This window comes from Pseudomonas sp. MYb13 (assembly GCF_002980075.1).
Lineage (GTDB): Bacteria > Pseudomonadota > Gammaproteobacteria > Pseudomonadales > Pseudomonadaceae > Aquipseudomonas > Aquipseudomonas lurida.
Map to the genome: position 1 here is coordinate 26,940 of NZ_PCQI01000003.1, position 25,748 is coordinate 52,687.

The 25,748-nt window shown below is 59.5% G+C and carries 16 protein-coding genes, 1 tRNA gene and 4 pseudogenes; 7 read left to right on the plus strand and 14 right to left on the minus strand.

What is annotated here, in order from left to right; genetic code table 11:
* Positions 1-20: 20 nt before the first annotated feature.
* From CQ002_RS07010 to CQ002_RS07060, 12 genes and pseudogenes are all read right to left on the minus strand, one after another.
* On the minus strand, positions 21-2,771 hold the full coding sequence (locus CQ002_RS07010; protein ID WP_105162334.1) for a malto-oligosyltrehalose synthase: 2,751 nt from the start codon (positions 2,769-2,771) through the stop codon (positions 21-23).
* Positions 2,768-4,852, minus strand: a complete 2,085-nt coding sequence (gene malQ, locus CQ002_RS07015; RefSeq protein WP_105162333.1) for a 4-alpha-glucanotransferase — start codon at positions 4,850-4,852, stop codon at positions 2,768-2,770. Before malQ ends, CQ002_RS07010 begins: the two co-directional genes overlap by 4 nt.
* Complete coding sequence (treZ, locus tag CQ002_RS07020) at positions 4,849-6,594, minus strand: malto-oligosyltrehalose trehalohydrolase (protein WP_105162332.1); 1,746 nt, start codon at positions 6,592-6,594, stop codon at positions 4,849-4,851. The genes malQ and treZ overlap by 4 nt, the downstream gene beginning before the upstream one ends.
* 20 nt (positions 6,595-6,614) lie before the next feature.
* Positions 6,615-8,168: a glycogen synthase GlgA gene (gene glgA, locus CQ002_RS07025; protein WP_080758271.1), complete on the minus strand. Its 1,554-nt coding sequence runs from the start codon at positions 8,166-8,168 to the stop codon at positions 6,615-6,617.
* 614 nt (positions 8,169-8,782) lie between these two features.
* Entirely contained in the window at positions 8,783-9,736 is a 954-nt protein-coding gene (locus tag CQ002_RS07030) for a D-2-hydroxyacid dehydrogenase family protein (protein ID WP_105162331.1), read from the minus strand.
* A gap of 26 nt (positions 9,737-9,762) precedes the next feature.
* Entirely contained in the window at positions 9,763-10,764 is a 1,002-nt protein-coding gene (locus tag CQ002_RS07035; RefSeq protein ID WP_105162330.1) for an alpha/beta fold hydrolase, read from the minus strand.
* Between the two features lie 45 nt (positions 10,765-10,809).
* A complete protein-coding gene (locus tag CQ002_RS07040; RefSeq protein ID WP_034105036.1) occupies positions 10,810-11,253 on the minus strand; it encodes a YqaA family protein in 444 nt (147 codons plus the stop codon).
* The gene (locus CQ002_RS07045; protein WP_034105037.1) at positions 11,250-11,696 is read right to left on the minus strand and encodes a DUF411 domain-containing protein; all 447 of its coding nucleotides are present in this window, start codon (positions 11,694-11,696) and stop codon (positions 11,250-11,252) included. The genes CQ002_RS07040 and CQ002_RS07045 overlap by 4 nt, the downstream gene beginning before the upstream one ends.
* 110 nt (positions 11,697-11,806) lie before the next feature.
* Positions 11,807-12,265, minus strand: coding sequence for an SRPBCC family protein (locus CQ002_RS07050; RefSeq protein WP_034105039.1), 459 nt, complete (start codon positions 12,263-12,265; stop codon positions 11,807-11,809).
* 81 nt (positions 12,266-12,346) lie between these two features.
* Complete coding sequence (locus tag CQ002_RS28755; protein ID WP_371919445.1) at positions 12,347-13,192, minus strand: methyl-accepting chemotaxis protein; 846 nt, start codon at positions 13,190-13,192, stop codon at positions 12,347-12,349.
* A gap of 15 nt (positions 13,193-13,207) precedes the next feature.
* Positions 13,208-14,341: pseudogene (locus tag CQ002_RS28760) on the minus strand (cache and HAMP domain-containing protein); the annotation flags it as partial.
* Between the two features lie 134 nt (positions 14,342-14,475).
* A complete protein-coding gene (locus tag CQ002_RS07060; RefSeq protein ID WP_034105042.1) occupies positions 14,476-15,471 on the minus strand; it encodes an aldo/keto reductase in 996 nt (331 codons plus the stop codon).
* A 118-nt stretch (positions 15,472-15,589) separates the two neighbouring features.
* On the opposite strand from CQ002_RS07060, the gene CQ002_RS07065 reads away from it, so the two are divergent.
* Together CQ002_RS07065 and CQ002_RS07070 are read left to right on the plus strand one after the other, a co-directional pair.
* On the plus strand, positions 15,590-16,519 hold the full coding sequence (locus CQ002_RS07065; RefSeq protein ID WP_034105044.1) for a LysR family transcriptional regulator: 930 nt from the start codon (positions 15,590-15,592) through the stop codon (positions 16,517-16,519).
* Between the two features lie 178 nt (positions 16,520-16,697).
* Positions 16,698-16,886: a hypothetical protein gene (locus CQ002_RS07070; protein WP_010210250.1), complete on the plus strand. Its 189-nt coding sequence runs from the start codon at positions 16,698-16,700 to the stop codon at positions 16,884-16,886.
* 15 nt (positions 16,887-16,901) lie between these two features.
* Here CQ002_RS07070 and CQ002_RS07075 read toward each other — a convergent pair whose 3' ends face one another.
* Complete coding sequence (locus CQ002_RS07075) at positions 16,902-17,282, minus strand: fe2+ zn2+ uptake regulation protein (RefSeq protein WP_034105048.1); 381 nt, start codon at positions 17,280-17,282, stop codon at positions 16,902-16,904.
* 237 nt (positions 17,283-17,519) lie between these two features.
* Between CQ002_RS07075 and CQ002_RS07080 the strand changes: the two genes are divergently transcribed.
* From CQ002_RS07080 to CQ002_RS07090, 3 genes are all read left to right on the plus strand, one after another.
* Positions 17,520-19,805, plus strand: a complete 2,286-nt coding sequence (locus CQ002_RS07080; protein WP_105162328.1) for an acylase — start codon at positions 17,520-17,522, stop codon at positions 19,803-19,805.
* 212 nt (positions 19,806-20,017) lie between these two features.
* Positions 20,018-20,091, plus strand: a tRNA-Cys gene (locus CQ002_RS07085).
* Between the two features lie 523 nt (positions 20,092-20,614).
* Positions 20,615-23,053 carry an AAA family ATPase gene (locus CQ002_RS07090; protein WP_105162327.1) on the plus strand — a complete coding sequence of 813 codons (2,439 nt, stop codon included), beginning with the start codon at positions 20,615-20,617 and terminating at the stop codon, positions 23,051-23,053.
* A gap of 184 nt (positions 23,054-23,237) precedes the next feature.
* Here CQ002_RS07090 and CQ002_RS07095 read toward each other — a convergent pair.
* Positions 23,238-23,909 (minus strand): annotated as a pseudogene (locus CQ002_RS07095) (tyrosine-type recombinase/integrase); the annotation flags it as partial.
* On the opposite strand from CQ002_RS07095, the pseudogene CQ002_RS07100 reads away from it, so the two are divergent.
* Positions 23,902-24,792: pseudogene (locus CQ002_RS07100) on the plus strand (DUF4113 domain-containing protein); the annotation flags it as partial. The pseudogenes CQ002_RS07095 and CQ002_RS07100 sit on opposite strands and share 8 nt — an antisense overlap.
* A 746-nt stretch (positions 24,793-25,538) precedes the next feature.
* Positions 25,539-25,748 (plus strand): annotated as a pseudogene (locus CQ002_RS07110) (DNA adenine methylase); the annotation flags it as partial.

Consider the following 25,748-nt stretch of genomic DNA (forward strand, 5'->3'; position numbering starts at 1 on the left):
AATGCTCCTCACAGAAAATTTCAGCTTTCTTGATCATCAGGATTGATAAAGACATTGACCGGGAAATCCCCCAGGGCAGTGCTGATCAACAGCTCCTTGTCTGGTGTGACTGCGCCTGTATGAAAAAGTCCCTTCCAGTTTTGAGTTGGTACGGCGAACGGTAATTTCACCCGCGTATCGCCCCAAACCTGCGCATTGATCTGGGGATGCACACCGTTTTCAAGCAGGTCATGCGACCAGCGTGGCACCACCACTAGCAGGCGTTTGCCTTGATGTTCGCGACAGAAAGCGACGACCCGTTCGGCGTGTGTGCCGACCACTTCCAGCGGCGTATAGGCGCCGTTGCGGAACAGCTCGGGATGGGCTTTGCGCAAGGCCAGTACCTGAGCGATCAACGCCTGCTTGATACGCCCGTCGCGCCAGTTGAACAGCAATTCGCCGATGTCGGGTGGGGTGTCCAACGCCTGTTGCCGCGCATTGAAATCCACCGGACGGCGGTTGTCCGGGTCCACCAGGCTGAAGTCCCAGAACTCATCGCCCTGGTACAGGTCCGGCACTCCCGGCACGGTGATGCGAAGCAAGGATTGCGCCAGGCCGTTGAGCGCACCGGCGGGGGCAATCGCCTGGGCGGCGTCGCCGATGGCGCTGCGCAGTGCATGGCCTTCCTCACTGAGCAACAGCCGTGACAGGAAGGCTTCGACGCCTTGCTCATACGCCTCGTTGGGCGCGCTCCAGCTGCTTTGCAATTTGGCTTCGCGCAGGGCTTTCTGCTGCCACTGCCACAGGCGCTGCTGATAGCCTTCAAAGTCAGCGCCCTGGTCCAGCGGCCAGCTGCCCAGCAGGACTTGGTAGAGAATCAATTCATCGCCGGCTGAGGGCGCGTTGGCATCGACCCGCAATGGCGCGGCGAGGGTGCGCCAATGCTCCACCTGCTCGACGTACCACGGCGCGCACTCACTGAGCACGGCCAGGCGCGCGCGGGTGTCTTCACCGCGCTTGTGGTCGTGGGTGGCGGTGGCCAGCAGGTTGACCGGGAAGGCCTGCAGGCGCTGCTGGTTGACCTCGTGAAAATCAGCCAGTGGTGCGCTGAATTGCTCAGTACTGAAGCCGACGTCGTTGCGCGACAGCAACACCGCCGAACGATAGAACGCGGTATCTTCCACGGCCTTGGCAGCGGCGGGCGAGGTCAGCTGCTGGAAGCGCACGCACGCATGCTTGAGGATCTTGCGCTCACGGCCCACCGGGCGATTGCGCCACGGCTCCCCACCCAGCCAGTTTTCCAGGTGCTCCAGTACCGGCCAGTCGCCTTCGCCCAAGGTCGTGCGAGCGCCGTCCATGGCCTGCTGGAAGACCGTGTCGTCGGCAGCACTGCGGCCGCGCGCGCTGATGTAGGTGCGGTACACCGGGAAGTGCACGATCAATTCCTGCAACGCCCGGCGGATGGCGCCGAGGGTCAGGTCACGGGTCATCACATCGTCGCGGGCCACTTGCAGCAGGGCCTGGGCCACGCTTTCAAAATCGCCGCCGAGGGAGCCATTGAGGATCTGCTGGCGTGCCAGCCGTGCTTCTTCGATAAACGCCGAAGGTCGTTCGCTGTGGTGGGTCCACAACTCGGCCAAGGGCGCGAAGCCGTCCGGGTGATGTTGCAGCAGCGACAGCTGGTTCATGAATTCGTAGCCGGTGGTGCCGTCTACTTGCCAGTCTTCACGCAGGGTTTCGCCTTCGCCGAGGATTTTCTCGACGAAGATCGGCAAATGCCGCTCGGGGGACAACGCATCCACGCGACGGCGTAGCTTGCGGCAGTAACCGCGCGGGTCGGCCAGGCCGTCGATATGGTCGATGCGCAGGCCATCCACCAGGCCTTCGCTGATCAGTTCGAAAATCTTGCCATGGGTGGCTTCGAACACCGCGGTGCGCTCCACGCGCAGACCGCCGAGTTCGTTGACATCGAAAAAGCGCCGCCAGTTGATGTCGTCCGCCGCCGTGCGCCAGCTGGCCAGGCGATAGGCTTGTTGTTCCAGCAGGTTGTGCAAACGCTTGAAACCTTCAGGCTGGCGCCCGTCGAAGGCACTCAAGCGCTGCTCAATCGCAGGCATTACCTCAGTGGCGCGCTCGGCCAGCGCTTGCTTGAGCCACGCCGCTTCATGGTAGGCGTCGTCCTGGTAGGCGAGGGCACCGAAGCGCTCGGCCAGCGGCTGGAGCAGCGCGTCATTGCCCAGGATCGCTGCGTAATCCCTTGGGCAGATGGGGAAGCGGTGTTCGTAATGCTCGACGTAGAACGTGCCGTGGCCGGCATCGAACTGCAAGGTCAGGGTGCCCGTCTGCAGGGCTTCGCCGTAGTCACTGCCGAGGAACGGCATCAGCAACTGACCCTTGAGCAAAGGATCGGGCGAATGCCACTGGATATCGAAGAACTCGCTGTAGGGGCTCATTCGCCCCCATTCCAGCAGGTCCAGCCACCAGGGGTTGTCGGCACCGCCCACGGCCATATGGTTGGAGACGATATCGAGGATCAGGCCCATGTCGTGTTCACGCAACGCGGCAACCAGACGGCGCAGGGCCGGCTCACCGCCGAGTTCCGGATTGACGCTGGTGGGGTCGACCACATCGTAGCCGTGCATGGAGCCGGCCCGGGCACTGAGCAGTGGCGAGGCATACAGGTGGCTGATCCCCAGCCGGGCGAAATACGGCACCAGGGGCACCGCATCGTCGAGGGTAAAACCTTTATGGAATTGCAGGCGCTGGGTAGCGCGCAGGGGCAGTGCTTTCATCGGTCACGCTCATAGGCTTGGTTGCGCGCGACGGCCAACAGTTCGAGGCGGCGGGCGGCGCCGGCATTGTCGAGCAGGCTGGACGCCTCACCCGGCAGGCGGCGGCGCCAATTAGGATGGGTGTCGGTGGTGCCAGGCAGGTTGGCCTGCTCTTCCACGCCGAGGGCGTCCTCCAGCGGCAGCAGCACCAGGGGCGCGCGAGTGTGGCCCAGGTAGCGCACGCTGGCGTCGATCATATGGTCGGTTTCATTGCGAATTTCTTCGACGAAGTTCTGCGGGTCCTGGCTCAAGGCCTGGCGCAGGGCCTGGCGTTCGCGCAGGCGGTGCTCACTCCATTGCTCCACGGTCGGCGCATCGATCAGGCCCAGCTGAATGTTCCAGTCGATATCGCGGCTGTGCCACCAACCGTTGAGGGTGGGCAAGTCGTGGGTGCTGGTGGTGGCGAGGGCGTCGTCGGGCCAATCGAGGATCGGCCTGAACTGGCCATCGTGGTTTTGCTCGAACAGCAGCACACGCATGCCCAGGATCGAGCGGGCGATCAGTTTTTCGCGCAGGCCATCCGGCACTGTGCCCAGGTCTTCACCAAGGACGATGGCCTGGTGACGGTGGGATTCCAAGGCCAACAGCCGCAGCAGGTCGTCCACCGGGTAATACAGGTAGGCGCCTTCCTTGGGCGAGGCGTCCATGGGGATCACCCACAGGCGCTGCAGGCCCATCACATGGTCGATACGCAAGCCGCCCGCATGCGCGAAGTTGGCACGCAGCATCTCGATGAAGGCCCGAAAGCCATGGCGCTTGAGGCCTTCGGGGGAGAACGCGGATATGCCCCAGCCCTGGCCGGCACGGTTGAGAATGTCCGGTGGCGCACCGACGGTGAGGTTGGCGAGCAATTCATCCTGGCGGCTCCAGGCTTGGCTGCCACCGCCGTCGGCGCCAACGGCCAGGTCGGCGATCAAACCGACGCCCATGCCACTGCCGCGCGCGGCTTGTTGCGCGCGCTCAAGGCACCGGGCGATCAGCCATTGGCTGAAGGCGAAGTAGCCGATCTCATCGCGGTTGTCTTCGGCGAACTGCGCCAGGGCCGGGCTCTGCGGAGTGCGCCAGTCTTCAGGCCAATGACGCCAGTCGAGCTCTTCACCCGCTGCTGCGCGGGCCGCTTGCACGGCTTCGAAGCGGCAGTGGTTTTCCAGGGCTTCACCGCCAGCCTGACGGAAACTCTGGAAGTCGGCGTGTTGAGGGTGGTGACCGTGGCGGAAGTCTTCATAGAGCGCACGCAACAACCGCTGCTTGGCCTTGGCGGCAGCCGGCCAGTCGATCAGGCTGTGTTGCTCCAGGTCGTGCAACTCGTCCGCAAGCCCGCTTGCCTCGATGGCATTGCGCACTTCGCGTTCACCGAGGATGCAGCCCGGCGAGGCGTACAGACTGTTTAGGAACAGCCGGCTGGATGGTGAATAGGGGCTGTAGCGCCCGGTGTCGGCGCTGAACATTGCGTGCATCGGGCTGATCGCCAGGGCTTCGGCGCCACGCTCAGCCGCTGAACGCGCCAGGTGCTCCAGGGCCAGGGTGTCGCCAAAGCCGCCATCGCCCAGGCGACGCAGGGCATACAGTTGCGCGCTCAGGCCCCAGGCGCGCGCGGGCTGGGTGTCGACCGCTTCGGCGACGCTGTAGCAGTGCGTCGGCGCGACGGCCAGGGTGAAGGTCTGGTCGGCGATGTGCACCTGGTGATAGCCGAGGGCAATGACGCCGGGCATGACGGCGTTGCCGTCGAGCCGCAGTTCCAGGGTTTCGCCGTCTTCGAGGCTGACCCGACACGGGGTGTCCGGTTCGAAGTAACGGGCCAGGTCCAGGCCTTCTCCGCTGTCGATGGTCAGCAGGGGAGGCAGGTGTTTATCGTGTTGCACCTGCTCCAGTTCGAGCAGGCTGGCGTCAATCTCGGCATCCGTGTCGGCCGGGTGGCCCAGGCCTTTGAGAACGGCGCGCAAGGCGTCGGGTTTCACACGTTGCGGACGGCCGTTTGCGTCGATCCAATCGACGGCCAGGCCCGCTCGGCTGGCGAGGATTTCCAGGTTCGCGTCGCTCAAGGGTGCTCTCCAACAGGGGATAAGGTAACGCGTGCGCTGTACGGCGGCAGGTGAGCGCCAGCGTTGGCAGGCGTTTCAAAAAGAACAGGCGCCGTTGCCGGGCGGTCCAGGGGCGTGGTGCCCAGGTTGAGGTCGATCTGCAGCACGCTGCCATCGCCCAGGCGCCAGCGGGCGGTCACGGCACCCCCGGCCAAAACTTCGGCACCCAGGGCCACGCTGCCAGGCAAATGCGGCACGATGTGGCGGTGGCGCAGGCTCAGCAACTCGCGGTAAAGCTGAGTGTGCGCGTTTTCGTCGAAGCTTGGGGCTGTCTGCAAAAACGTCGGCAGGGCATTGGGGTCGGGGATGTGTTCGCGTCGCTCCGGGTCTTGGAACGCCGCGAAATCCTTGAATTCATTGCGTCGGCCTTCGCGCACCGCTTCGGCCAGTTCGCCATGATGATCGGTGAAAAACAGGAACGGCTCGCTGGCGTTGTTTTCATCGCCCATGAACATCATCGGGATCATCGGCGAGAGCAGCAACAGGGCGGTTGCAGCCTCCAATGCCTGCGGCGCGCAGAGTTGATGCAGACGCTCGCCCAGGGCCCGGTTGCCGATCTGGTCATGGTTTTGCAGGAACGCGACGAATGCGCTCGGCGGCAGGTGCGCACTGGGTTCGCCACGCTCATGACCATGCCGCGTGGTATGCCCCTGGTAGATAAAGCCTTCGCCCAGGCAGCGGGCCAGCTTGGCGGTAGGTTCTTCGGCAAAATCGCGGTAATAGGCGTCGGTTTCGCCGGTCAGCAATACATGCAGGACGTTATGGAAATCATCATTCCATTGGGCGTCGAAATCGTGCTGCAGGAGGCTGGCCTGGTTAAGCTCGTTTTCCAGCGTCAGCCAGACGTGCCGACCCGCGTCCACCTGTTCGCGAACACGGTGAGCCAGTTCCTTGAGAAAATCCGGGTTATCGATGGCGTGCACCGCGTCCAGGCGCAGGCCGTCGAAGCGGTATTCGAGCAACCACATCAGGGCGTTATCGAGGAAGAAGTCCCGGACTTCACGCCGATCGAAGTCGATACCCGCGCCCCATGGCGTGTGCACGTCTTCCTGGAAGAAACCGGTTGCGTACTGGCCCAGGTAGTTGCCGTCGGGCCCGAAGTGGTTGTAGACCACGTCGAGGATCACCGCCAGGCCATGCTCGTGGGCGCTGTCGATCAGGTGCTTGAGCTGTTCGGGAGTACCGTAGGAAGCTTGGGGCGCGTAGGGCAGGACCCCATCGTAGCCCCAGTTGCGATCACCGGGAAATTGCGCCAAAGGCATCAATTCAATCGCGGTAATGCCCAGCTCAGCCAGGCGTGGCAGGTGTTTCTCGATGCCGACATAGCCCCCCATTGCGCCGACGTGCAGTTCGTAGATGACTGCCTCGTGCCAGGGACGGCCTTGCCATTGGCTGTGACGCCATTGATAGGCGAGTGGGTCGACCACCACGCTCCAACCGTGCACATCCGAGGCCTGGGCCCTGGAGGCAGGGTCGGGTACATCCATTTCCCCATCGATATTGAAGCGGTAGCGCGTGCCCGCCGGGCACGCTATTTCTGTTTCGAACCAGCCTTCTGCCTGAGGCAGCATGGCGACGGACTTGCCGCTTTCCAATTCAACGCTGACATAAAACGCGTCTGGCGCCCACAAGGCAAAACGCGTGTGTTGCGCGTCCAGCATGATTGCGCCGTGGGGCCAGGTTTCCAGAGTCCGTAACGGCATCTATAAAAACCTCCCTTTGATTATTTAGCGGATTTCCCCAGTGCTTTAGCCACCAGTTGCTCATACAGTTCGGCGTAGGGTTCCACCGCCTGGCTCCAGTTGAACGGTTGGGTCATTGCCCGGCAGCGCATGGCGTTGAGCAAGCCCGGGAAGGCAAACACCTTGAACGCACGGCTCAAGGCTTCTTTGTAGCTGTCGACCGTGGATTCATTGAACAGAAAACCGGTCACACCGTTTTCGATAGTGTCTGCCAGGCCGCCGGTATTGCGTGCGACCGGGAGCGATCCAAAGCGCTGGGCGTACATCTGGCTCAGGCCGCAGGGCTCGTAGCGCGACGGCATCAGCAGGAAATCGCTGCCGGCGAACATGCGACGGGCATCGGTCTCGTTAAAGCCGATACGCACACCGATCTGGCCCGGGAAGCGCAGCGCCAATTCACGCATGGCGTTTTCTTCTTCCGGCTCGCCGCGGCCGATGATCGCGATCTGGCCACCTTGCTCTACGATAAAGCTGGCAACGGCTTCCGTGAGGTCCAGGCCCTTCTGGAACACCAGGCGCGAGACTACGGCGAACAGCGGGCCCGTCGAGTCATGGAGGCCGAACAGGTTGCGCACTTGTGCGGCATTCACTGCCTTGCCTTCCCAGTCGCCGATGTTGAAGTTGTGCGTCAGGTGCGGGTCGGTAGATGTTTCCCAGCTGTCTTCGATGCCATTGGGAATGCCGCTGAGCAAACCTTGCTGGGTCTTGCTGGCCAAAAAGCCATCCAGGCCGCAACCGAATTCAGGGGTGGTGATTTCCTGGGCGTAGGTGGCGCTCACGGTGGTGATGTGGCTGGAATACGCCATACCGGCCTTGAGGAACGACATCTTGCCGTAGAACTCCATGCCTTCCTGTTGCAGGGCATGAGGCGGAATGCCCAGTTCCGGCGTGGACGCCAGGCTCACTACGCCCTGATACGCCAGGTTATGGATGGTGAACAGCGTCGGGGTGCGTGACCCGCGCCAGTGCATATAGGCCGGCGCCAGGCCAGCGGGCCAGTCATGGGCGTGCACCAGGTCCGGGCACCAGTGGATCTGTGCGAGGTTGGCGGCCATGTCGGCAGCGGCCAGGCCCAGGCGGGCGAAACGAATATGGTTGTCCGGCCAGTCGCGACCGTTGTTGGCGCCGTACGGGGTGCCTTCGCGCTCATAGAGCTCGGGGCAGATCAGTACATAGATGACCAGGCCGTCCTTGAGGTCCATGCGCCCGATCTTGCACGGCGGCAGCGCGGCGTGGCCACCCAGCTCACCGATGATATGGATCGGGTTGTCGCTTTCCATTACCTGCGGATAACCTGGAATCAGCACCCGCACATCGTGCAGGTGGGCCATGGCGCGCGGCAGGGCCGCCGACACATCGCCCAGGCCGCCGGTTTTCACCAGGTCGGCAAACTCGGAGGTCACAAACAGGACTTTCTTGCGATTAGGATTCTGACTCACGATCGGCCGCACAGTGCTGGGCAGGTCGGCCAACAGAGGCCCCCCTACCGATGGACTGACACGCTCTCCCTGAATATCTACAGCGGCACTGATCATAGTTCTCTCCCACATATTGGTAGGCTAATGGCCCGCTGCCATTAGCTCCGATGACCGCTTCCTGCGGCCAGGCGCACAAGCACTGTACAAACTGGCAAGGCGTATGCCAGTTGCACGGTTAGCCGAAAAAGATTGGATGGACGGGCAATTGGGGGTGATCCCTGTGCACTCGCCTTACCTTAAAACTGGACCTACGGCAGAGTTGGAAAGTTTCGATTTTTTGCGGGGTTTTTGTTTTGGAACGGACCCATCGGTCATGAGTCTAGGACAGATCCCAGCGCCTGTAGGGTTTTCATGGTTTTTTTGTAGGACAAAATACTTGTAACAAGAATGATGCTAGTTATTAGCACCCCTCCATCTTCAGCCGTGGCGGCGAGAATGGCGTGATGAACTGGCTAGCCGTGGTGAGCGGCCGATTGGCATGAGCGGGGGCGTGGTGGTGAGTAGGCTTGCGCCGCGTTGGCGTGCGATGTGCCCCCAAATGGGCTATTGCGGTGCACCACATAGATCGCGTTCGCATGATGTGGGGCAGCTTCGCAGCCCAAGACGGGGCAAGCCCGCTCACTAACAGGAGCCGGCTTGCCCTGATAGGGGCGTTGCCCTTGATTGGTGCGTCAGCCAAGCGCCCGAATGGATGCGCCGTTGGCCCAGGCCTGGATATCCTCGATCATCTGCGCGTAAAACTGCCGGTAATTCTGCTCGCTCACGTAACCCACGTGCGGCGTGGCCAGCACGTTCGGCAAATGGCGGAAAGGATGATCCGCCGGCAGTGGCTCTTCGCTATATACATCCAGCGCTGCGCCCGCAAGGCGACCACTTTGCAGGGCTTGCACCAGCGCCTGCTCATCCACGATGGGCCCACGCGCCGTGTTGACCAACCGTGCGCCCGGTTTCATCCAGCCCAGCGCCTGGGCATCCACCAGTCCACGGCTGCGGTCGCTGAGCACCAGGTGCACAGTCAGGATGTCCGCTTGTTCGAACAGCGCCTGCTTGCTGACCCATGTAACTCCGGACTGGGCTGCGCGTTCCGGCGTGAGGTTTTCACTCCAGGCAATCACCCGCATGCCGAACGCCTGGGCAAACTGCGCGACCTTCTGGCCAATGCTGCCCAGCCCGAGAATGCCCAGGGTCTTGCCATACAGGTCGCCGCCCAGGCCCACTTGCCAGTTGCCGGCGCGTAGCGAATTGGCTTCGGCCACCAGGTTGCGCGTGGAGGCCATGATCAACGCCCAGGTCAGTTCCGGCGCGGCGTGTTTGTAGCTGTCGGTGCCGCATACCTGGATACCCAGGGCCTTGGCCGCGGCAATGTCGATCGCGGCGTTGCGCATGCCACCGGTCACCAGCAGTTTGAGCTTGGGAAGGCCTTGCAGCAGGGCCTTGTCGAAGGGGGAGCGTTCGCGCATCACGCAAATCACCTCGAAGCCCTTCAAACGCTCGATCATCGTGGCGGTATCCGCCGGGTAATCGTGCAGGAAATGCACCTGGCCCACGGTCTCGAGGACCGACCAATCCACCACGCCACTGGCCACATTCTGCCAATCATCAATGACTGCGATCTGTACCGACATTCACGAGTGCCTCGAAAAAGGTTGGGTTAAAGGGCGTTCAAACCCTGCAACAGCGCTGTGTGAAACTGGGCCGGCTCCTCCATTTGCGGTGCGTGCCCCAGGCCCGGGAACTCCACCAGGGTTGCATGGGGGATCAATGCGGCCACCTGCTTGCCCAACACGGCATAGTTGCCGAGCTTGGCCTTGATCGCCGCCGGCGCCACATCTTTGCCGATGGCCGTGTTATCGGCCGTGCCGATCAGCAGCAGCGTCGGCATCTGCAGGTGCTTGAACTCGTAGTACACCGGCTGGGTGAAGATCATGTCGTAAATCAACGCCGAGTTCCATGCGACCCGCGTATGCCCGGGGCCGTTGCTCAGGCCGGCGTACATGTCCACCCAACGCTCGTACTCGGGCTTCCAGCGCCCCACGTAATAGGTGTTGAGTTGATACTTGCGAATGCCTTCGGCGCTGACTTTCAGTTCGCGCTCGTACCACTGGTCAACAGTGAGCGACGGTACGCCCAAGGCCTTCCAGTCCTCCAGGCCGATGGGGTTGACCATGGCCAACTGTTCGGTTTGGTCGGGGTACATCAGTGCGTAACGCGTGGCGAGCATGCCGCCGGTAGAGTGGCCGAGGAGGGTGGCCTTTTGAATGCCGAGTTTTTCCAACAGTTGGTGAGTGTTGGTCGCCAGTTGTTGGAAGCTGTATTGATAGTGATCGGGCTTGCTGGAGGAACAGAACCCGACCTGGTCCGGTGCGATCACCCGGTAGCCAGCGTCGCTGAGGGCCTTGATCGAACCTTCCCATGTGGCGCCGCAGAAATTCTTGCCGTGCATCAGCACTACGTTGCGGCCGTTTGGCTTGCCGTTGGCCGGCACATCCATGTAGCCCATTTGCAGGGACTTGCCTTGGGACTGGAACTCGAAATGCTTGAGCGGGTAGGGGTAATCAAAGCCTTGCAGTTCGGGACCGTAGGAGGCGGCGAACACCGGGACGGCAGTGGCCGCAAGCAGGCCGGCGACACAAAAAGCGCGGATCAGAGGCATTGGAAGGGCTCCGGGAAGGGTGGCTCGGATGCTGTTGCGAGGGGATTAAGTGGGGATTAACACCCACTGCAAGGCCACGGCGGCGAGCACGCCATATCGCACGCTTTTGGCCAGGGTGACCAGAAGCAGGAATCGCCACAACGGCTCGCGCATCACCCCGGCCACCAGCGTCAGCGGGTCGCCAATGATCGGCACCCAACTGAGTAATAACGTCCAGTGCCCCCAGCGCTCGTAATGGTTGCGGGCTTTTTCCAACTGCTTGTCGTTAACCGGAAACCAGCGGCGCTGCTTGAAATGTTCCACCCAGCGCCCCAGCCACCAGTTCACCACCGAGCCCAATACATTGCCCAGCGTGGCAATCCCCAGCAACAGCCACAGGTTGTAATTGCCACTGAGCAGCAGGCCGACCAGCACCGCTTCCGATTGCAGTGGGAGTAAGGTCGCAGCGCCAAACGCCGCGAAGAATAATCCCAGATAGCCTGTGATCATTGCGCCGGGTATTCAGCCACCACGACATCGTTGCCTTCACGGGTTAGGCCGATGACTTGATACGCTTCGCTGCGGCCTTGCACTTCCATGCCCGGCGAGCCCATGGGCATGCCCGGCGCAGCAACGCCCAGCAGGTCGTCGCGCTTGCGCAGGGCCAGCACCTGTTCGGCCGGTACATGGCCTTCAACGAACTTGCCGTCGATTACGGCGGTGTGGCACGAGCCCAGGCGCGGAGCCACGCCCAGGCGTTGCTTGACGGCGCTCATGTCGGTTTCGACGTGGTCGTTGACTTTGAAACCATTGTCTTCCAAGTGGCTGATCCACTTTTTGCAGCAGCCGCAATTGGCGTCGCGGTGCACATCGATGGGGATCAGCTCGGCGGCCTGGGCGAGGGTGGTGGTGAGCAAGGCTGACAGCAGGGCCAGCCGAAATGGGGTTTTCATGGGGGACTCGCGTGCAGGAGATGGCCATTGGGATGGCGGCGATCATGACGGCGTCATCGCCGGCAAGCCAGTGCCTACGGGTAGGGGGGCGTGCCGGTAATGTTTCAAAGTTATACGAAGGGCGGGTTTTCCATCCGATGCTTGAGCTGGCCCAGGGCAACTGCCGAGAGTTCAATCATGCGTTCATGCAAGGTGGCGAGTTGCAGTTCGGTTTCATAGGTCAACACGCGCTTGAACAGCGTGCCGCCTTGATGAGGCAACAGGAAATAGTGAATGGAGCCGTCGACGGCCAGGGAGGTGAACACGGTCTTGAACTCGCCGGGGCGTCGGGCGATCTGCACACGGTAACTCATGGGCACACGCACACCCAGCAAGTCGATGAACTCGGTGAAACGTGCGCCGGCCGGGAGTGGACCGCTGGTGCCGGTGTCGGCGCTGAGTGACGTGGGGTGCCATTCGTGCCAGCGATCCGGTTGGGTCACGTAGTCGTAAACGGCTTCGATAGGGGCCTGGATAAAGCGTTCCTGACTGATCCGCTCCAAGCGGACCGACTGCTCGGCTGCGCGCATGGCACACCTCCTGTGTGGCGTCTTCGAACTGTCAGAATAGTCCGACTCCCGCGCTTTGCACGGGAGTACACAGGCCTTTGATCAGCGGACTTTAAAGCGCCCCATCAAGGCAATCACCCGGCCATTGGCATCCAGCAGGCTCTGGGTATTGGTTTCAGTGGCATGGCCGCTCTGCACCAGCTCTTCGACCATTTGTCGGATCTGCACCATGCTGCGGTTGATCTCTTCGGTCACTGCGCTTTGCTGTTCGGCGGCCGTCGCGATCTGGGTGCTGAGGTTGTTGATATGGCTGACAGAGCCGGCCATCTCATCCAGCCCGGTATTCACCCGCGCCGTTGCATCCGCTGCCGACTGGCAGCTGGCCTGGGTGTTTTCCATGGCCGCGACCGAAGAGCTGACACCCGCGGTCAGGCGCGTGAGCATGTCGTTGATCTGCGATGTGCTGGCCTGGGTGCGGGCCGCAAGCGCTCGGACTTCATCGGCGACCACCGCAAAACCACGGCCTTGCTCGCCGGCACGCGCGGCTTCGATCGCGGCATTGAGGGCGAGCAGGTTGGTCTGGCCGGCAATCGCGCCGATCACGCCGAGGGTTTCGGTGATGCGTGCGGCGTCCTGGCGCATGTTCTCCACACTGTGGGTGGCGCTGGACACTTCACCGATCAAGGCGCTGACGCTGTTGGAGGCCTCGCCCACGACCACGCGGGAACGGTCGGCATGTTCGTTGGCGCGCTGGGTAAAAGCAGCGGTTTCGGCAGCGTTTTGCGCAACGGTGTCGGCCGTGGAACTCATTTCGGTGATCGCGGTGACCGTCTGATCGGTCTCCGAGGCATGCCGCACCAGAATCTGGTTGGTGTGCGCCGAGGTCCGCTGCAGTTGCTCAAGGCTCGATGACATGGCACCGGTGGCTTGGGTGACTTCGCCGATCATGTTCTGCAGGTAGACGATAAACCGGTTCACCGAGTGACCGATGGCACCCAGTTCGTCTTCGGCGCGGATGGTGATACGCCGAGTGAGATCGGCGTCGCCAGCGGAGAGGGCGTCGATATTGGTTTTCAGCGATTTCATGCGCTGCACCAGTTGGCGGATCGCATACACCGCGAGCAACACCAGCAGCAACACCATGGGGATTTGCAGCAAGGCGAGGGTGCCGAGCACGTCATCGCGCTGGGCAGTGATCAGCGAAGTGGGCAGGGCGGTGGCGAGGAACCACGGCGTGCCACTGATAGGGCGCATATAGAAGGTGCTGGCCACGCCCTGGTTGTCGAACTCGCTGCGCTGCAGCGCCTGGTCGCGCTGGGCCAGCGCTTCGCTGACCTGGCTGGCGAACGCCGAGGTGCCGGTGAGTTCGCTGATGTTCTTCAACACCACCGGGCCGCTGATACGCGTGCTGTTGCTGATGATCTTGCCGTCACCTTCGACGATCAGCATTTGCCCGCCGATGTCTTTCTCTTTGCTGGCGACCAGGTCATTGAAGAAGCCCAGCGTCACGTCGATGGTGGCGACGCCGTAGGGAACGCCGTCGCGCTGGATGGCCATGGCGCAGTTGGTGCGTGGCTCCTGGCTGGCGTCGTCCTTGTAGGCGGCGGCCCAGGCGCATTGACCCCGGGGTGAAGCCAGGCCGCCCTTGTACCAGCTCTGGTCGTAATAGTTGGGGGCGGGGTCGCTGTTCCAGAAGGTATTGACGGCCAGCTTGCCCGAGGCATCACGGTGCCAGAACGTGCTGTGCTTGTTGCGCCCCGGCGTCCGCTGGTTGGGCAACGGCCAGATCCCGCCCCCGAAGACTTTCAGTTCGCCATACTGGTCGACCAGGCCCGGCAGCACTTTGTCGATGGCATCGCTGTCGAGCAAGGGGATGGTCTGGGTGATGGTGCGTTGCTGGGACTGAACCTTGTTCAGTTCGCCTTGGATCTGTTCGGCGACTTCCGCGATGCGGTTGAGCACCACCTGTTCTTCGGTATGGCGCAACGTGGGCGCGACCAACTGGCCGATACCCACCACGGTCAATACAAATAACACCAGGACGAACAGCACCAGAAACAGGGTATAGCGGGCTTGGATAGAGCGCAGTGTGGGCATGGGGCCGTCCTTACGAAGCGTTTATTATCGACGCGGCTTTGTTAGAGCTTCGTAGGGCTATCGGCTTGGGAAGGCGGAGCTTTAGGTACGCCCGTACAAGAAAAAGGAGCGCCGGGTGAGGGCGCTCCCTTGGTTCAGATATCCAGCATCGCCATCACGGCCTCGGGGTAGCGCAAGCCGGCGGTCGCCTCGACCGGAAAGATTGCGTCCAGTGCCGCCAGTTCCGCCTGGCTCAGGCTGATCGACACCGCCGCCGCGTTTTCTTCCAGGTATCTGCGCTGCTTGGTGCCGGGAATCGGAATGATGAACTCACCCTGCGCCAATACCCAGGCCAGCGCGAGTTGCCCGGCGCTGACGCCTTTGTCGGCGGCGAGTGCTTGCACCTGCTTCACCAGTTCGAGGTTTTTGTCGAAGTTCTCGCCCTGGAAGCGCGGGCTGAACCGACGGTAATCATCGTCACCGAAGTCGTCCGGGCTTTTCAGTGCACCGGTCAGAAAGCCACGGCCCAGTGGGCTGTAGGGCACAAACGCGATGCCCAGGCGCTGGCAGGCAGCGAGACAGCCGTTGTGTTCCTGGTCGCGACTCCACAGGGAGTACTCGCTTTGCAGCGCGCTGATCGGGTGTACCTTGTGGGCGCGCTCCAGGGTCGCGGCAGAAGCTTCGCTGAGGCCCAGGTAACGCACCTTGCCCTGCTGCACCAGTTCGGCCATGGCGCCGACGGTTTCTTCAATGGCGACATTCGGGTCGATACGGTGCTGGTAGTACAGGTCGAGGGTCTCCACGCCGAGCCGGCGCAGGGTGCCGTCGATGGCCTTGCGGATGTAGTCGGGACGGCCGTTCACACCCCGCAGGGCGGGATTGGCCAAGTCGCGCACGATCCCGAATTTGCTGGCCAGGAACACCTGGTCACGTTTGCCGGCGATGGCTTTGCCGATCAGTTGCTCGTTGGTGTGCGGCCCATAGATATCGGCGGTGTCGAAGAAGTTGATGCCCAGCTCCAGCGCGCGGTGCAAGGTCGCGGTGGCCTCGCGCGTGTCGCTGCCAGGCGTGTAGAAATCGCTCATGCCCATGCAGCCGAGGCCGATGGCTGAGACGAGCGGGCCGTTTGTTCCGAGTGGACGGGTGTGCATGGGTTCAGCTCCTTGGATGGGAAGGGCTGCATTGTTGCGCTCGACAAAAACGAGATAAACCGGCTAAAAGCACTAACACTATTCAGATTATCTAAACAATCCGTTCAGGGAGTTGCCTTTGGACCGTTTCAATGCGATGCGCGTGTTTACACGGATCGTCGAGCTGGGTGGCTTCGCCAAGGCCGCCGACAGCCTGCAATTGCCACGCGCTTCGGTAACGGTGCTGATCAAGCAGTTGGAAGCGCACCTGGGTGTGCAACTGTTGCAGCGCACCACGCGGCAAGTCAGCCCGACCTTGGACGGCGCCGCGTACTACCAGCGTTGCGTGCAATTGCTGTCGGACCTGGAGGAAACCGAGGCGGTGTTTTCCGCGAGTCGCCAGAGCCCGCGTGGCACCTTGAGCATCGACATGCCCTCGGGGATCGGGCGGTTGATCGTGATTCCGGCCTTGCCGACCTTCACGGCCCGCTACCCGCAGATCGAGTTGGAGATTGGCCTTAACGACCGCCCGGTGGACCTGATTCGCGAAGGTATCGATTGCGTGCTGCGCGGTGGCGCGGCACTGGATGAGTCGTTGGTGGCGCGCCCGCTGGCGATGATGGATCAACTGACCCTGGCCAGTCCGGCCTACCTCGAACGCATGGGCGTACCCGCTTCCCTGGATGACCTCGCCCACCACCACATGGTCGAATACCGCTCCAGTGCCAGCGGCAAACGGTTTGGCCTGGAGTTTGAAGTTGACGGCGAGTTGCGCCCGGTCAACCTGGCCAAGCGGGTGGCCGCCACCAGTTCCGATGGTTACTTCGCGGCCTGCGAGGCCGGGTTCGGCCTGATCCAGGCGCCGCATTATCATGCGATGCGCCAGTTGGCCCAGGGGACGCTGGTGGACGTCCTGCCGCAGATGAGGGTGCCCAGAATGGCCCTGACGGCGCTGTACCCGCCGCACCGTCAATTGTCCCAGCGTGTGCGGGTGTTCGTGGACTGGTTGGTAGCGCTCTGCGCCCAGCCCGGCACCGGTTTGCAGCGCCAGCCTCGTGCCTTGCGATAAGCGCCGCGCTGTCGCCCGGTGACTTTGCGCCGGAGCGCTGGTTGCATGCTGGCTGATTGGCCGAGCCAAAGTTTTTCATCGCCTGTAACATGAGCGCCTGTCGAACGTGCTCGCCCTTGTGCGCAGGGCAGGTTCGACGATTCACAGTGGCTACATTCTTCAGGTTCAGGAACCCGTCATGACCCAAAAGCAGCGTTTGAAATATTCGATTCTGATCGCCCTCGCCGTATTGGCGACAATGTTTGGCCTGTCCTACTTGCAGAACACCGGGGTTATCAGTGAGAAAACATTCCAGACCATCGCCATTGCTGTCGCAGTGGTCGTGGTGGTGATCAACGGCATCATGCGTCGCAAGGTCAAGCTCTAAGGGGCAGGGTGCCGATCAGGCGCGACCTTCGAGCACCTTGGCAGCCTCTTCATGGAGGCTGTAGCTTTTATCCGTATTGAGGGTGATCACGCCCTCGCTGCACAGGCGCTTGAGCACCTCGCGCACGCTGAGAAACGACAGCGGGATACCCAGCTCCAGCAAGTGGCTGTGCACGCCGCGCACCCCCAGGGTGCGCTGGTTGTCGGCGGCGGTGAGCAGGGCGTCGATGACCTTCAGCCGGATCAGGCTGGTGCGCAAGCCAAAACATTTGAGCAAATGGCGAATACGCTGGTTGCCTTGTTGTTCGGGCGCTTTGCCGAACGCTTGTGCGCCGCTGCCAAAACTGGCCTCGGCAGCCGATGAATGTCCTTCCGTGGGCACTTGCGGGTTGTACATGCAAAAACTCCTTATCAGAGCCTGATCAGGAAAAAATGAGCGCTCTTAGTTAATAAGACGAACGAGCGAGCAAAATCATGAAGTGCCGGATGTAGAAATTTTGTCGGTATCGGTTTTGTCACACCTGCGCCGCCCTCAATAAACGTCCCCTCGCGCTAAATTATTCCCGGTGGTTTGCGTTCTTACGGTGGGGTTATCAGCCCTAGTGAGGCGGTTAAATCTGACGGTGGAGTCTGCGTGATTATTTCCAATGGGTTGTCCAGGGTATGTGTGGCGGGGGTATTGCTGGGGCTGAGCGTGGTCGCCTCGGCGCGGGAGCCGGTGGCACACGCGTCGGCGGACGTCCGTCGTACCAGCTACGGTGTGCCGCATATCCGCGCCAACGATGAGCGAGGCCTGGGCTTCGGCATTGGCTACGCCTACGCCCAGGACAACCTGTGCCTGCTGGCCAACGAAGTGGTCACGGTGAATGGCCAGCGCGCCAAGTTCTTCGGCCCTGAGCAGGCGACCCTGGAGGAGCGTAATAACCTGGCCAGCGACCTGTTCTTTAGCTGGCTCAATACGCCGCAGGCGGTCGCCGCATTCTGGAAAGCGCAGAGCCCGCAGATCCAGCAGCGCATTGAAGGCTACGTGGCCGGCTATAACCGTTATCTGCAAGAGCAGGGCGCGCCCGCCCAGTGCCAGGCGGCCTGGGTGCGACCACTGGCGACTGAAGACGTGGTCAAATTGACCCGTCGGCTGCTGGTAGAAGGTGGCGTCGGGCAGTTCGCCGAAGCCCTGGTTGGCGCGACACCACCCCAAGCGGCGGCCAGCGTGACCACCAGCGCCAAGGCGTTTGAACGCGTCGCTGCCAACCAGCAGCGCTTCGCCTTTGATCGCGGCAGTAACGCGGTGGCGGTGGGCCGTGATCGCTCTTTCAACGGGCGCGGCATGCTGCTGGCCAATCCGCATTTTCCGTGGGTGGGGGGGATGCGCTTCTATGAGATGCACCTGACCATCCCCGGCCAGTTGGACGTGATGGGCGCCGCGCTTCCGGGCCTGCCAGTGGTCAACATTGGGTTTAACAGGCATGTGGCCTGGACCCACACCGTGGACACGTCCAAGCACTTCACGCTGTACCGCCTGACCCTGGATCCCAAGGACGCTACGCGCTACATGCTCGATGGCCAGTCGCTGCCGCTGGATAAAACCACGGTAACCGTGCAAGTCAAACAAGCGGATGGCAGCCTCAAGGACCAGTCGCACACAGTCTATAGCTCGCAATTCGGTCCAGTGGTGCAATGGCCTGGCAAGCTCGACTGGGACAGCCACTACGCCTTCAGCCTGCGCGACGCCAACCTGGGCAACGACCGCGTGCTGCAACAGTGGTACGCGATGAACCGCGCCACCAGCCTCAATGAACTGAAAACTTCGGTGCACACCCTGCAAGGCATCCCGTGGGTCAACACCCTGGCCACCGATGACCAGGGCGAAAGCCTGTACATGAACCAGTCGGTGGTGCCCAACGTCAGCGCGGCCAAGCTCGCGCAGTGCAGTGACCCACGCGCGGGCTTGCAGATGGTCATGCTCGACGGCGCCCACAGCGCCTGTGCCTGGGACGTCAACCCACGCGCCGCTCAGGCCGGTATCTTCGCGGCCGACCAACTGCCGCAACTGCAACGCACCGACTACGTCCAGCATTCCAACGACTCGGCGTGGCTGGCCAACCCCAAGGCGCCACTGACGGGCTTTTCCCCGGTGATCAGCCAAGACCACATCGGCCTCGGCCCGCGCGCACGTTTTGCCCTGCAACGCCTGCAATCTTTGACAAAGCCGATCAGCGTCACCGACCTGCAAAACATGGTGATGGACAACGAGGTGTACCTGGCTGGCCAAGTCATGCCCGACCTGCTCGATTTCTGCGCCAACCACCTCGGCGCCGACGCCACCGCCCTGCAACCCCTGTGCAGCAGCCTGAAAAACTGGGACCAGCGCGCCAACCTCAACAGCGGCATTGGCCTGGTGCACTTCATCAACCTGGTGGAGCACCTGCAGCAAATCCCTGACGCCTGGCGCGTGGCCTTCGACCCGGCCCAGCCGCTCACCACCCCACGTGGCGTGGCCATCGACCGCGCCGACGTCGCCAAAGCCTTGCGCGAAGCCATGCTCGCCTCAACGTCCGACGTCGCCAAACTCGGCCTGGCCGCCGACAGCACATGGGGCGACGTCCAGGTCTCCGGCCAAACCCCCATCCACGGTGGCCCGCAGGAACTGGGCATCTACAACGCCATGCAAACCGTGCCCCGCGCCGACGGCAAACGCGAAGTCGTCAGTGGCACCAGCTACCTGCAAATCGTCACCTTCGACGACCAGGGCCCGCATGCCCAGGGCGTCCTCGCGTTCTCCGAGTCCAGCAACCCGGCCTCCGCGCATGCCAAGGACCAAACCCAGGCGTTCTCCCAGAAAAAACTCAACCCGCTGCCGTTCACAGAAGCCCAGATCAAGGCCGACCCGCAGTACCAACAACTGCGCATCAAGGAGTAGGGCAACACCGCAACCCCTTGATGCCAATACGAAATATTTTTGAAATCAAGGGGTTGCACGCGTTCGCAAATACGTACATAATGGCGCCCATCGAACGCAACGAAGCATTAAAAACTTCAATGTATTCAATAAGTTAGAGTAGAGGCAGGGTTATACAGCCCACTCAAGTTTTTATGCGGTGAGTGTCAGCAGTTGGGACATTGATCGTTTGAGGCCGAGTAGCAAAATGGTTATGCAGCGGATTGCAAATCCGCCTACGCCGGTTCGATTCCGACCTCGGCCTCCACTCTTAGAAGCCCCGTAGATTAACGTCTACGGGGTTTTTTATTGCCTGCGATTTGGTCATCGCTTCCGCAATTTTTCGGATCGCTTCCGCATCCCTACCTTTTTTCGAGAAATTTAAGACGCCGTTATCGGCATGCCTCTCCTCGATTGGACGTGGGATTGTGCTCGAGGCTAAGGAGCCTCAGCGTCTACTAACGGCCAGAAGCGGACAACGATAGAAAAATAAATCTGAGATGGTTCCTTTTAGATGATGCGCATGTTGAAGATGCAGAGTGGCTAGCTGTTGTCGAGTTGCGTAGGACGCGCTTGACCACTCCCCAGATTGCCAAAAAACAGGAGTAGATCACTACAGTTGGGTTCGCGGCGGTAGTTTTCGATTGCTACCGTCTTCACAAGCTGGTGTATTGGTCTACGTTGAGGAAGCAAAAGGCCACTGCCTACTCAGAGTTCTAGGATGACGTGCGCCATATCTAAGGCCGCCCCTTGGCTTGTTCCCTAACGTTTCCTCTCCACGGATGCGAGACATGATTGAATCGATCACCCTTTCCGGCATAGCAACCTACAGCCCTGTAACCTCCGAAACGATTCAAAACCTCAAGGCTGTGAACTACTTCTACGGTGCAAACGGAGCAGGCAAGACAACGATCAGCAGGCTGATAAACAACCCAGCGCTATCAGCTACCTCCAGGGTCACGTGGGCGAAGGGCGATCCGATTCCGGCAATGGTCTACAACAACGATTTCATCGCTTCGAATTTCACTGACTCGAAGCAGTTCAAAGGTGTGTTCACGCTGGGCCAGGCCGAGCAGTCGCAACTTGATCACCTGGAAGAGCTCAAGAAGGAAAGAGACCGCCACGCGCTATTCAAAACCAGAGCGCAAGAAAACCTGAATGGTCCAGACGGTAAGAGCGGGAAGATCGCCGAAAAAAATGCCCTGGAAGAAAAACTGGTAGGACGGTGTTGGGAACAAAAGCAGAAGCACGATGATGAGTTTCACGGGGCTTTTAAAGGCCTAAGAAATAACAGGGAGGCCTTCAAAAATAGGGTTCTGCAGGAGAGCAAAAGCAACTCCTCCCCGTTGGTTGATATCGAAGACCTGCGCAAACGCGCAAACGTACTTTATGGTGACGCACCATTACCCATGAATGCTGTCTCCGATCTTGACCTGTCTCGCTTGGTCGCGCTTGAGCAAAACCCTGTCCTAGGTAAGAAAGTAGTCGGCAAAGAAGATGTCAATGTATCTGCGATGATCCAGCACCTGGGGAACAGTGACTGGATTAGACAAGGTATGAAGTACTTGGGCCATACCGACGATGACTGTCCTTTCTGTCAACAGAAATTGCCGCATGAGTTCGAAAAAAGCCTTGAGGATTATTTCGACGAAACATTCGAAGCTGAAACTAGAGCTCTTTCGCAGTTTCGGGATACTTATAACGCAATAGCAGATGGTCTGTTAGCCCGGGCTCAAACAGTCCTGGCCACGGATTGTTCGCATCTAGATAAAGAGAAACTTGATCTTGAATTGCAGGCCCTGAATGCAATCATGTTGGTGAACAGGCAACGCATCGAACACAAGGTGGCTAGCCCTAGTATTGACGTGGAGTTGGAAGGTCTTGCAGAAATTCCGCTTAGAGTTTCTGAGCTGATCAATTCAGCTAACCTCAAGGTATCTGAACATAATCGTCTTGTTTCTGGGTTCTCCGTTGAGCAGAATAAGTTAACAGATGCGGTGTGGCGGTATCTTCTGGATGTTGAGCTTAAGGACACTCTTGCTGATTACACTAAAGATGTGGGTCGCGTGGGCAAAGCAATTGATGGCATCACTGCAAGCGTCGATAAGGCAACGGTAGATATATCCACAGTTGACGCAGAAATTGCAAAGATTGAAGCTTTGCTGACAAGTGTGAGACCTACTGTCATTGCGATCAATAAAATCCTGAAAGACTTTGGGTTTCGGAGCTTCTCCCTAGATCCTGCGTGTGCCGATAATTCATATCGCCTGATCAGAAGCGATGGAACTGATGCTAAAGCAACGCTCAGCGAAGGCGAAAAGACCTTCGTTACTTTCCTGTACTTCTATCATTTGCTTAGGGGAAGTATCTCGACCTCAGGTATCAGTACTGATCGAATAGTCGTCATTGATGACCCGGTTTCAAGCTTGGATAGCGATGTGCTGTTCATCGTGAGCAGCTTGATCAAAAAGCTCTTTCACGAGGTTCGCCAGAAGGGGAATAACCTAAAACAGGTCTTTGTCCTGACCCATAACGTCCACTTTCATAAAGAAATTACCTTTAACCCCCAGAGGGCTGGAGATACTTCTATTAAGGATGAGACGTTTTGGGTAGTACGCAAGCCCGATCATTTCTCGAAGATTGAAGGCTTTGAGAACAATCCGATTAAGACGTCCTATCAGTTGCTGTGGGCAGAGTTGACGAAAAAACCATTGCCGGCGCTTACCATTCAAAATACCATGCGTAGGATTTTGGAGAACTACTTCAAAATTCTAGGAAACATAGATACGCATATCATCATCGACAAGTTCGAAGGCCAGGAGAAAGTTCAGTGTCAATCATTAATTAGTTGGGTTAACGACGGATCCCACTATTCGCCAGATGATCTATACGTGGCAATAAGCGATGGTATGGCACACAGTTATATGAAGATCTTCTTCAAGGTCTTTAAGGCTATGGAACATATGCCTCATTATAAAATGATGATGGGACGAGACTTTGTTGATTTAGATCCTGTAGAGGATGAGCCAGAAGATGAGAAGTTGTTCGGAATTACTGGCGGCACTGCAGTTGAGGAGGATGCACTTATCGTTGTTTCCGGGGAGTCTGGTAACGTAGGCGCTGTCGAGCCATTGCGCACTGCTGCGTCCTTGGTGATCCCCATTGTAGCGCAGTCTCCTAAGCCATTCTCAGCTGGGGCAGATGGTTCGGATACTGATACCCCATTCTGAGTCGCTTGATCATGAGCTGGCGTGCTTGGTGGTACGCCGGTTCAAGAGCTTCTGCCTCGGTCTGATAATCGCCATATCTATATGAGTTATCCCCGGCTCTGTAGGCGCTTCTAAATCTCAAAATAGAGTCTTGGTGAACGTCCGCTTCTGGCCGTTTTCTGCCTGTCGTACAGGTAGTAACGTGTCATTTCGTAGGCTTCACAATTTCACCGACTCGCCGATATACCTTCTTGGTCATTTCCTCTGTGGAGTGACCTAGTAGGCGGCTAGCGTGCGTCAGCTCGATCTCGCTGGCAGCTTTTGGTCTGATATCCTTGAACTGAAACTGACGAATGCTCGTTGCCAGCGCGGGATCACCATCAGCTGACGCTTTGATTGCTGCCTTCTCTCGTGCGTCGTCCCACCGATTACGCAGCATCTGCTGGCTCATCCGAAGTCCAGACGCGTTTGTGATCAAAGTTGACGTGCGGATTCCATTGACGGCTCTGCGCTCTTGCAGGTCGTCGATAAAGCTACTCAGGCCGGATTGGATTCCGTCATCTTCCAAACGAAGACGGAGACGTTTTTCGGTCTTGCCCTGACCAATCAGCAAAAAGCCATTGTTCAAGTCGGTGGCTGCAATCTTGAGCACATCAGCGGGACGTTGGCCGGTCAGGTAGGCCAGATCCATCGCGTCCTTGAGTTCCTGTATCGCTTCCGCGTATACCGCGTTCCATACGGTTGCACCGGCATAATAGTCCCGTGGCTTTTCCTTGTTGCGGCGAACGCCAAAGCAAGGGTTTGCTTTGTCAGTCAGCCCCCATTCTCGTGCAATGGTGAATGCATGGGAGAGTAGGGCGATCTCACGGTTGGCCCTCACTGGAATCCCTGTTGGTGTTGGTATCGCTCACACAAAGACACTGGCGAAGCTGGCAAACCACACCGCGAAGCGCCTGCAGTCCCAGACCGGTGGGGTGGTCAACATCACTGATCCGGTTAAGCGTGACTGGGTGCCGCGCAATACGGACGTGGCGGAGGTGTGGGGCGTTGGCCGCAAGATGAAACTCCATCTTGATGCAATGGGGATCAAGTCGGCCATGGACTTGGCGAAGGCTGATCCCTGGACTCTCCGCAACAAATTCAGCGTGGTGATCGAGAAGACTGCCCGCGAACTGGCGGGCACCTCATGCTTGGAGCTGGATGAGCCGGATCCACCAAAGCAGGAGATCTGCTGCAGTCGCATGTTTGGCAAGCTACTAACGGAGCTGCCACCCATCAAGGAGGCGGTGGCCACCTACGTGATGCGTGCCTCTGAGAAACTCCGCGCTCAGAACTCGCTTTGCAAGAAGGTACGCGTTTGCATCCGCACCGGCATGTTCAATCCAGATGAGGCGAAATACGCCAATGGAGTGGTGGTAGATATGCCGTATCCCACGGATGACGTGCGTCTGCTCACTAAAGCAGCAGTAGACTCCCTTGATCGAATCTTTCGGACAGGATTCAAGTACAGCAAGGCTGAGGTGACGTTGCTCAATCTGTGCCAGCACGGGGAATATACCGATGATCTGTTCGCTACATCGCAACCAGCCGAAGCAACTCGGGTAATGACGGTGCTTGATCAGATTAATGGGCGGTGGGGGAGGGGGACATTGCGCTCGGCCAGTGTGCCTTCGACCCCAGATTGGGCTATGCGCCGGGAGATGATGAGCCAGAACTACACGACCAAGCTAGATCAGCTTTGGTCCATCACATGCAAATAACGGCAGCTCTCGGCGTGCTTGAGCCTAGCGCGATACCGCCATGCCGGAACGGACCGCTGCCGGGCAGTACAGGCAGAAAGCGGCCATGAGCAGCCCTTCCAGCTCTGACTTATCTGTCTGCTCACTGGAGGCGAACAGTGCCCGCCCTCTTAAGGAGCTTTTCAAAACCGAGCATGGCGATCCACCTATTGGTACGGTTCAGTAATGTGATTCTTTAATTTTGCGCATCCGTTGGCTAAAGATTTAGGCGAGTTATAGCTGGCGCCGCACGATAGACTCGCCCCTGTCATTACTCCCTTCCTGTCTCATACCTCCAATCTTGGACTACGCTTGATGCAACGTAGACAGATAGCGCGCGCATAACGGAGGAAACATGGCAGTCCAATTTTCGGTGAGATACAAATCAGGGGCCGAGATCCTATTCACACATCGCCCGGTAGCCATGCCAGGACCGGCAAACATCCGACGCGCGTTTGAAGAATTCCTGAAGACCGGCAAGCAATCCAACTGGACATATAATTTCAGGGATCGAACGGATGACACTGTCAATACCAATATAGACTACACAATAGACTTTAAGGATATTACTTCGATTACTGAGAAAGAGTTGCTCTAGACCGCTTGAGCTGTAGTGACATTCCCTCCCCTTTTTAGACTCATCATGGGGCATGGCCTGCGTAGCTGCTCAATATGGAAGGTGACAAACTGGTCGCCCTGGCCGCGCACTTGGATGGCGGCCTCTTTGGCGTATGGCCGACTTCATGCGGCGCGGTAGAGGCAAGGTAATGGTCAGCATCAATGATCATCCGGGCAGTCGTCGTTTGTTCGATGGCTTCCGTTTCGAGACGATGGACTTCTGCTATTGCTACTCCAATCAGCGCCAGGGTAAGGCCGAAGTAAGTGGCGAGTTGGAGATTATGAACTGGGAGCCTTCCGCTTTAGGGGGATTGCTCTAA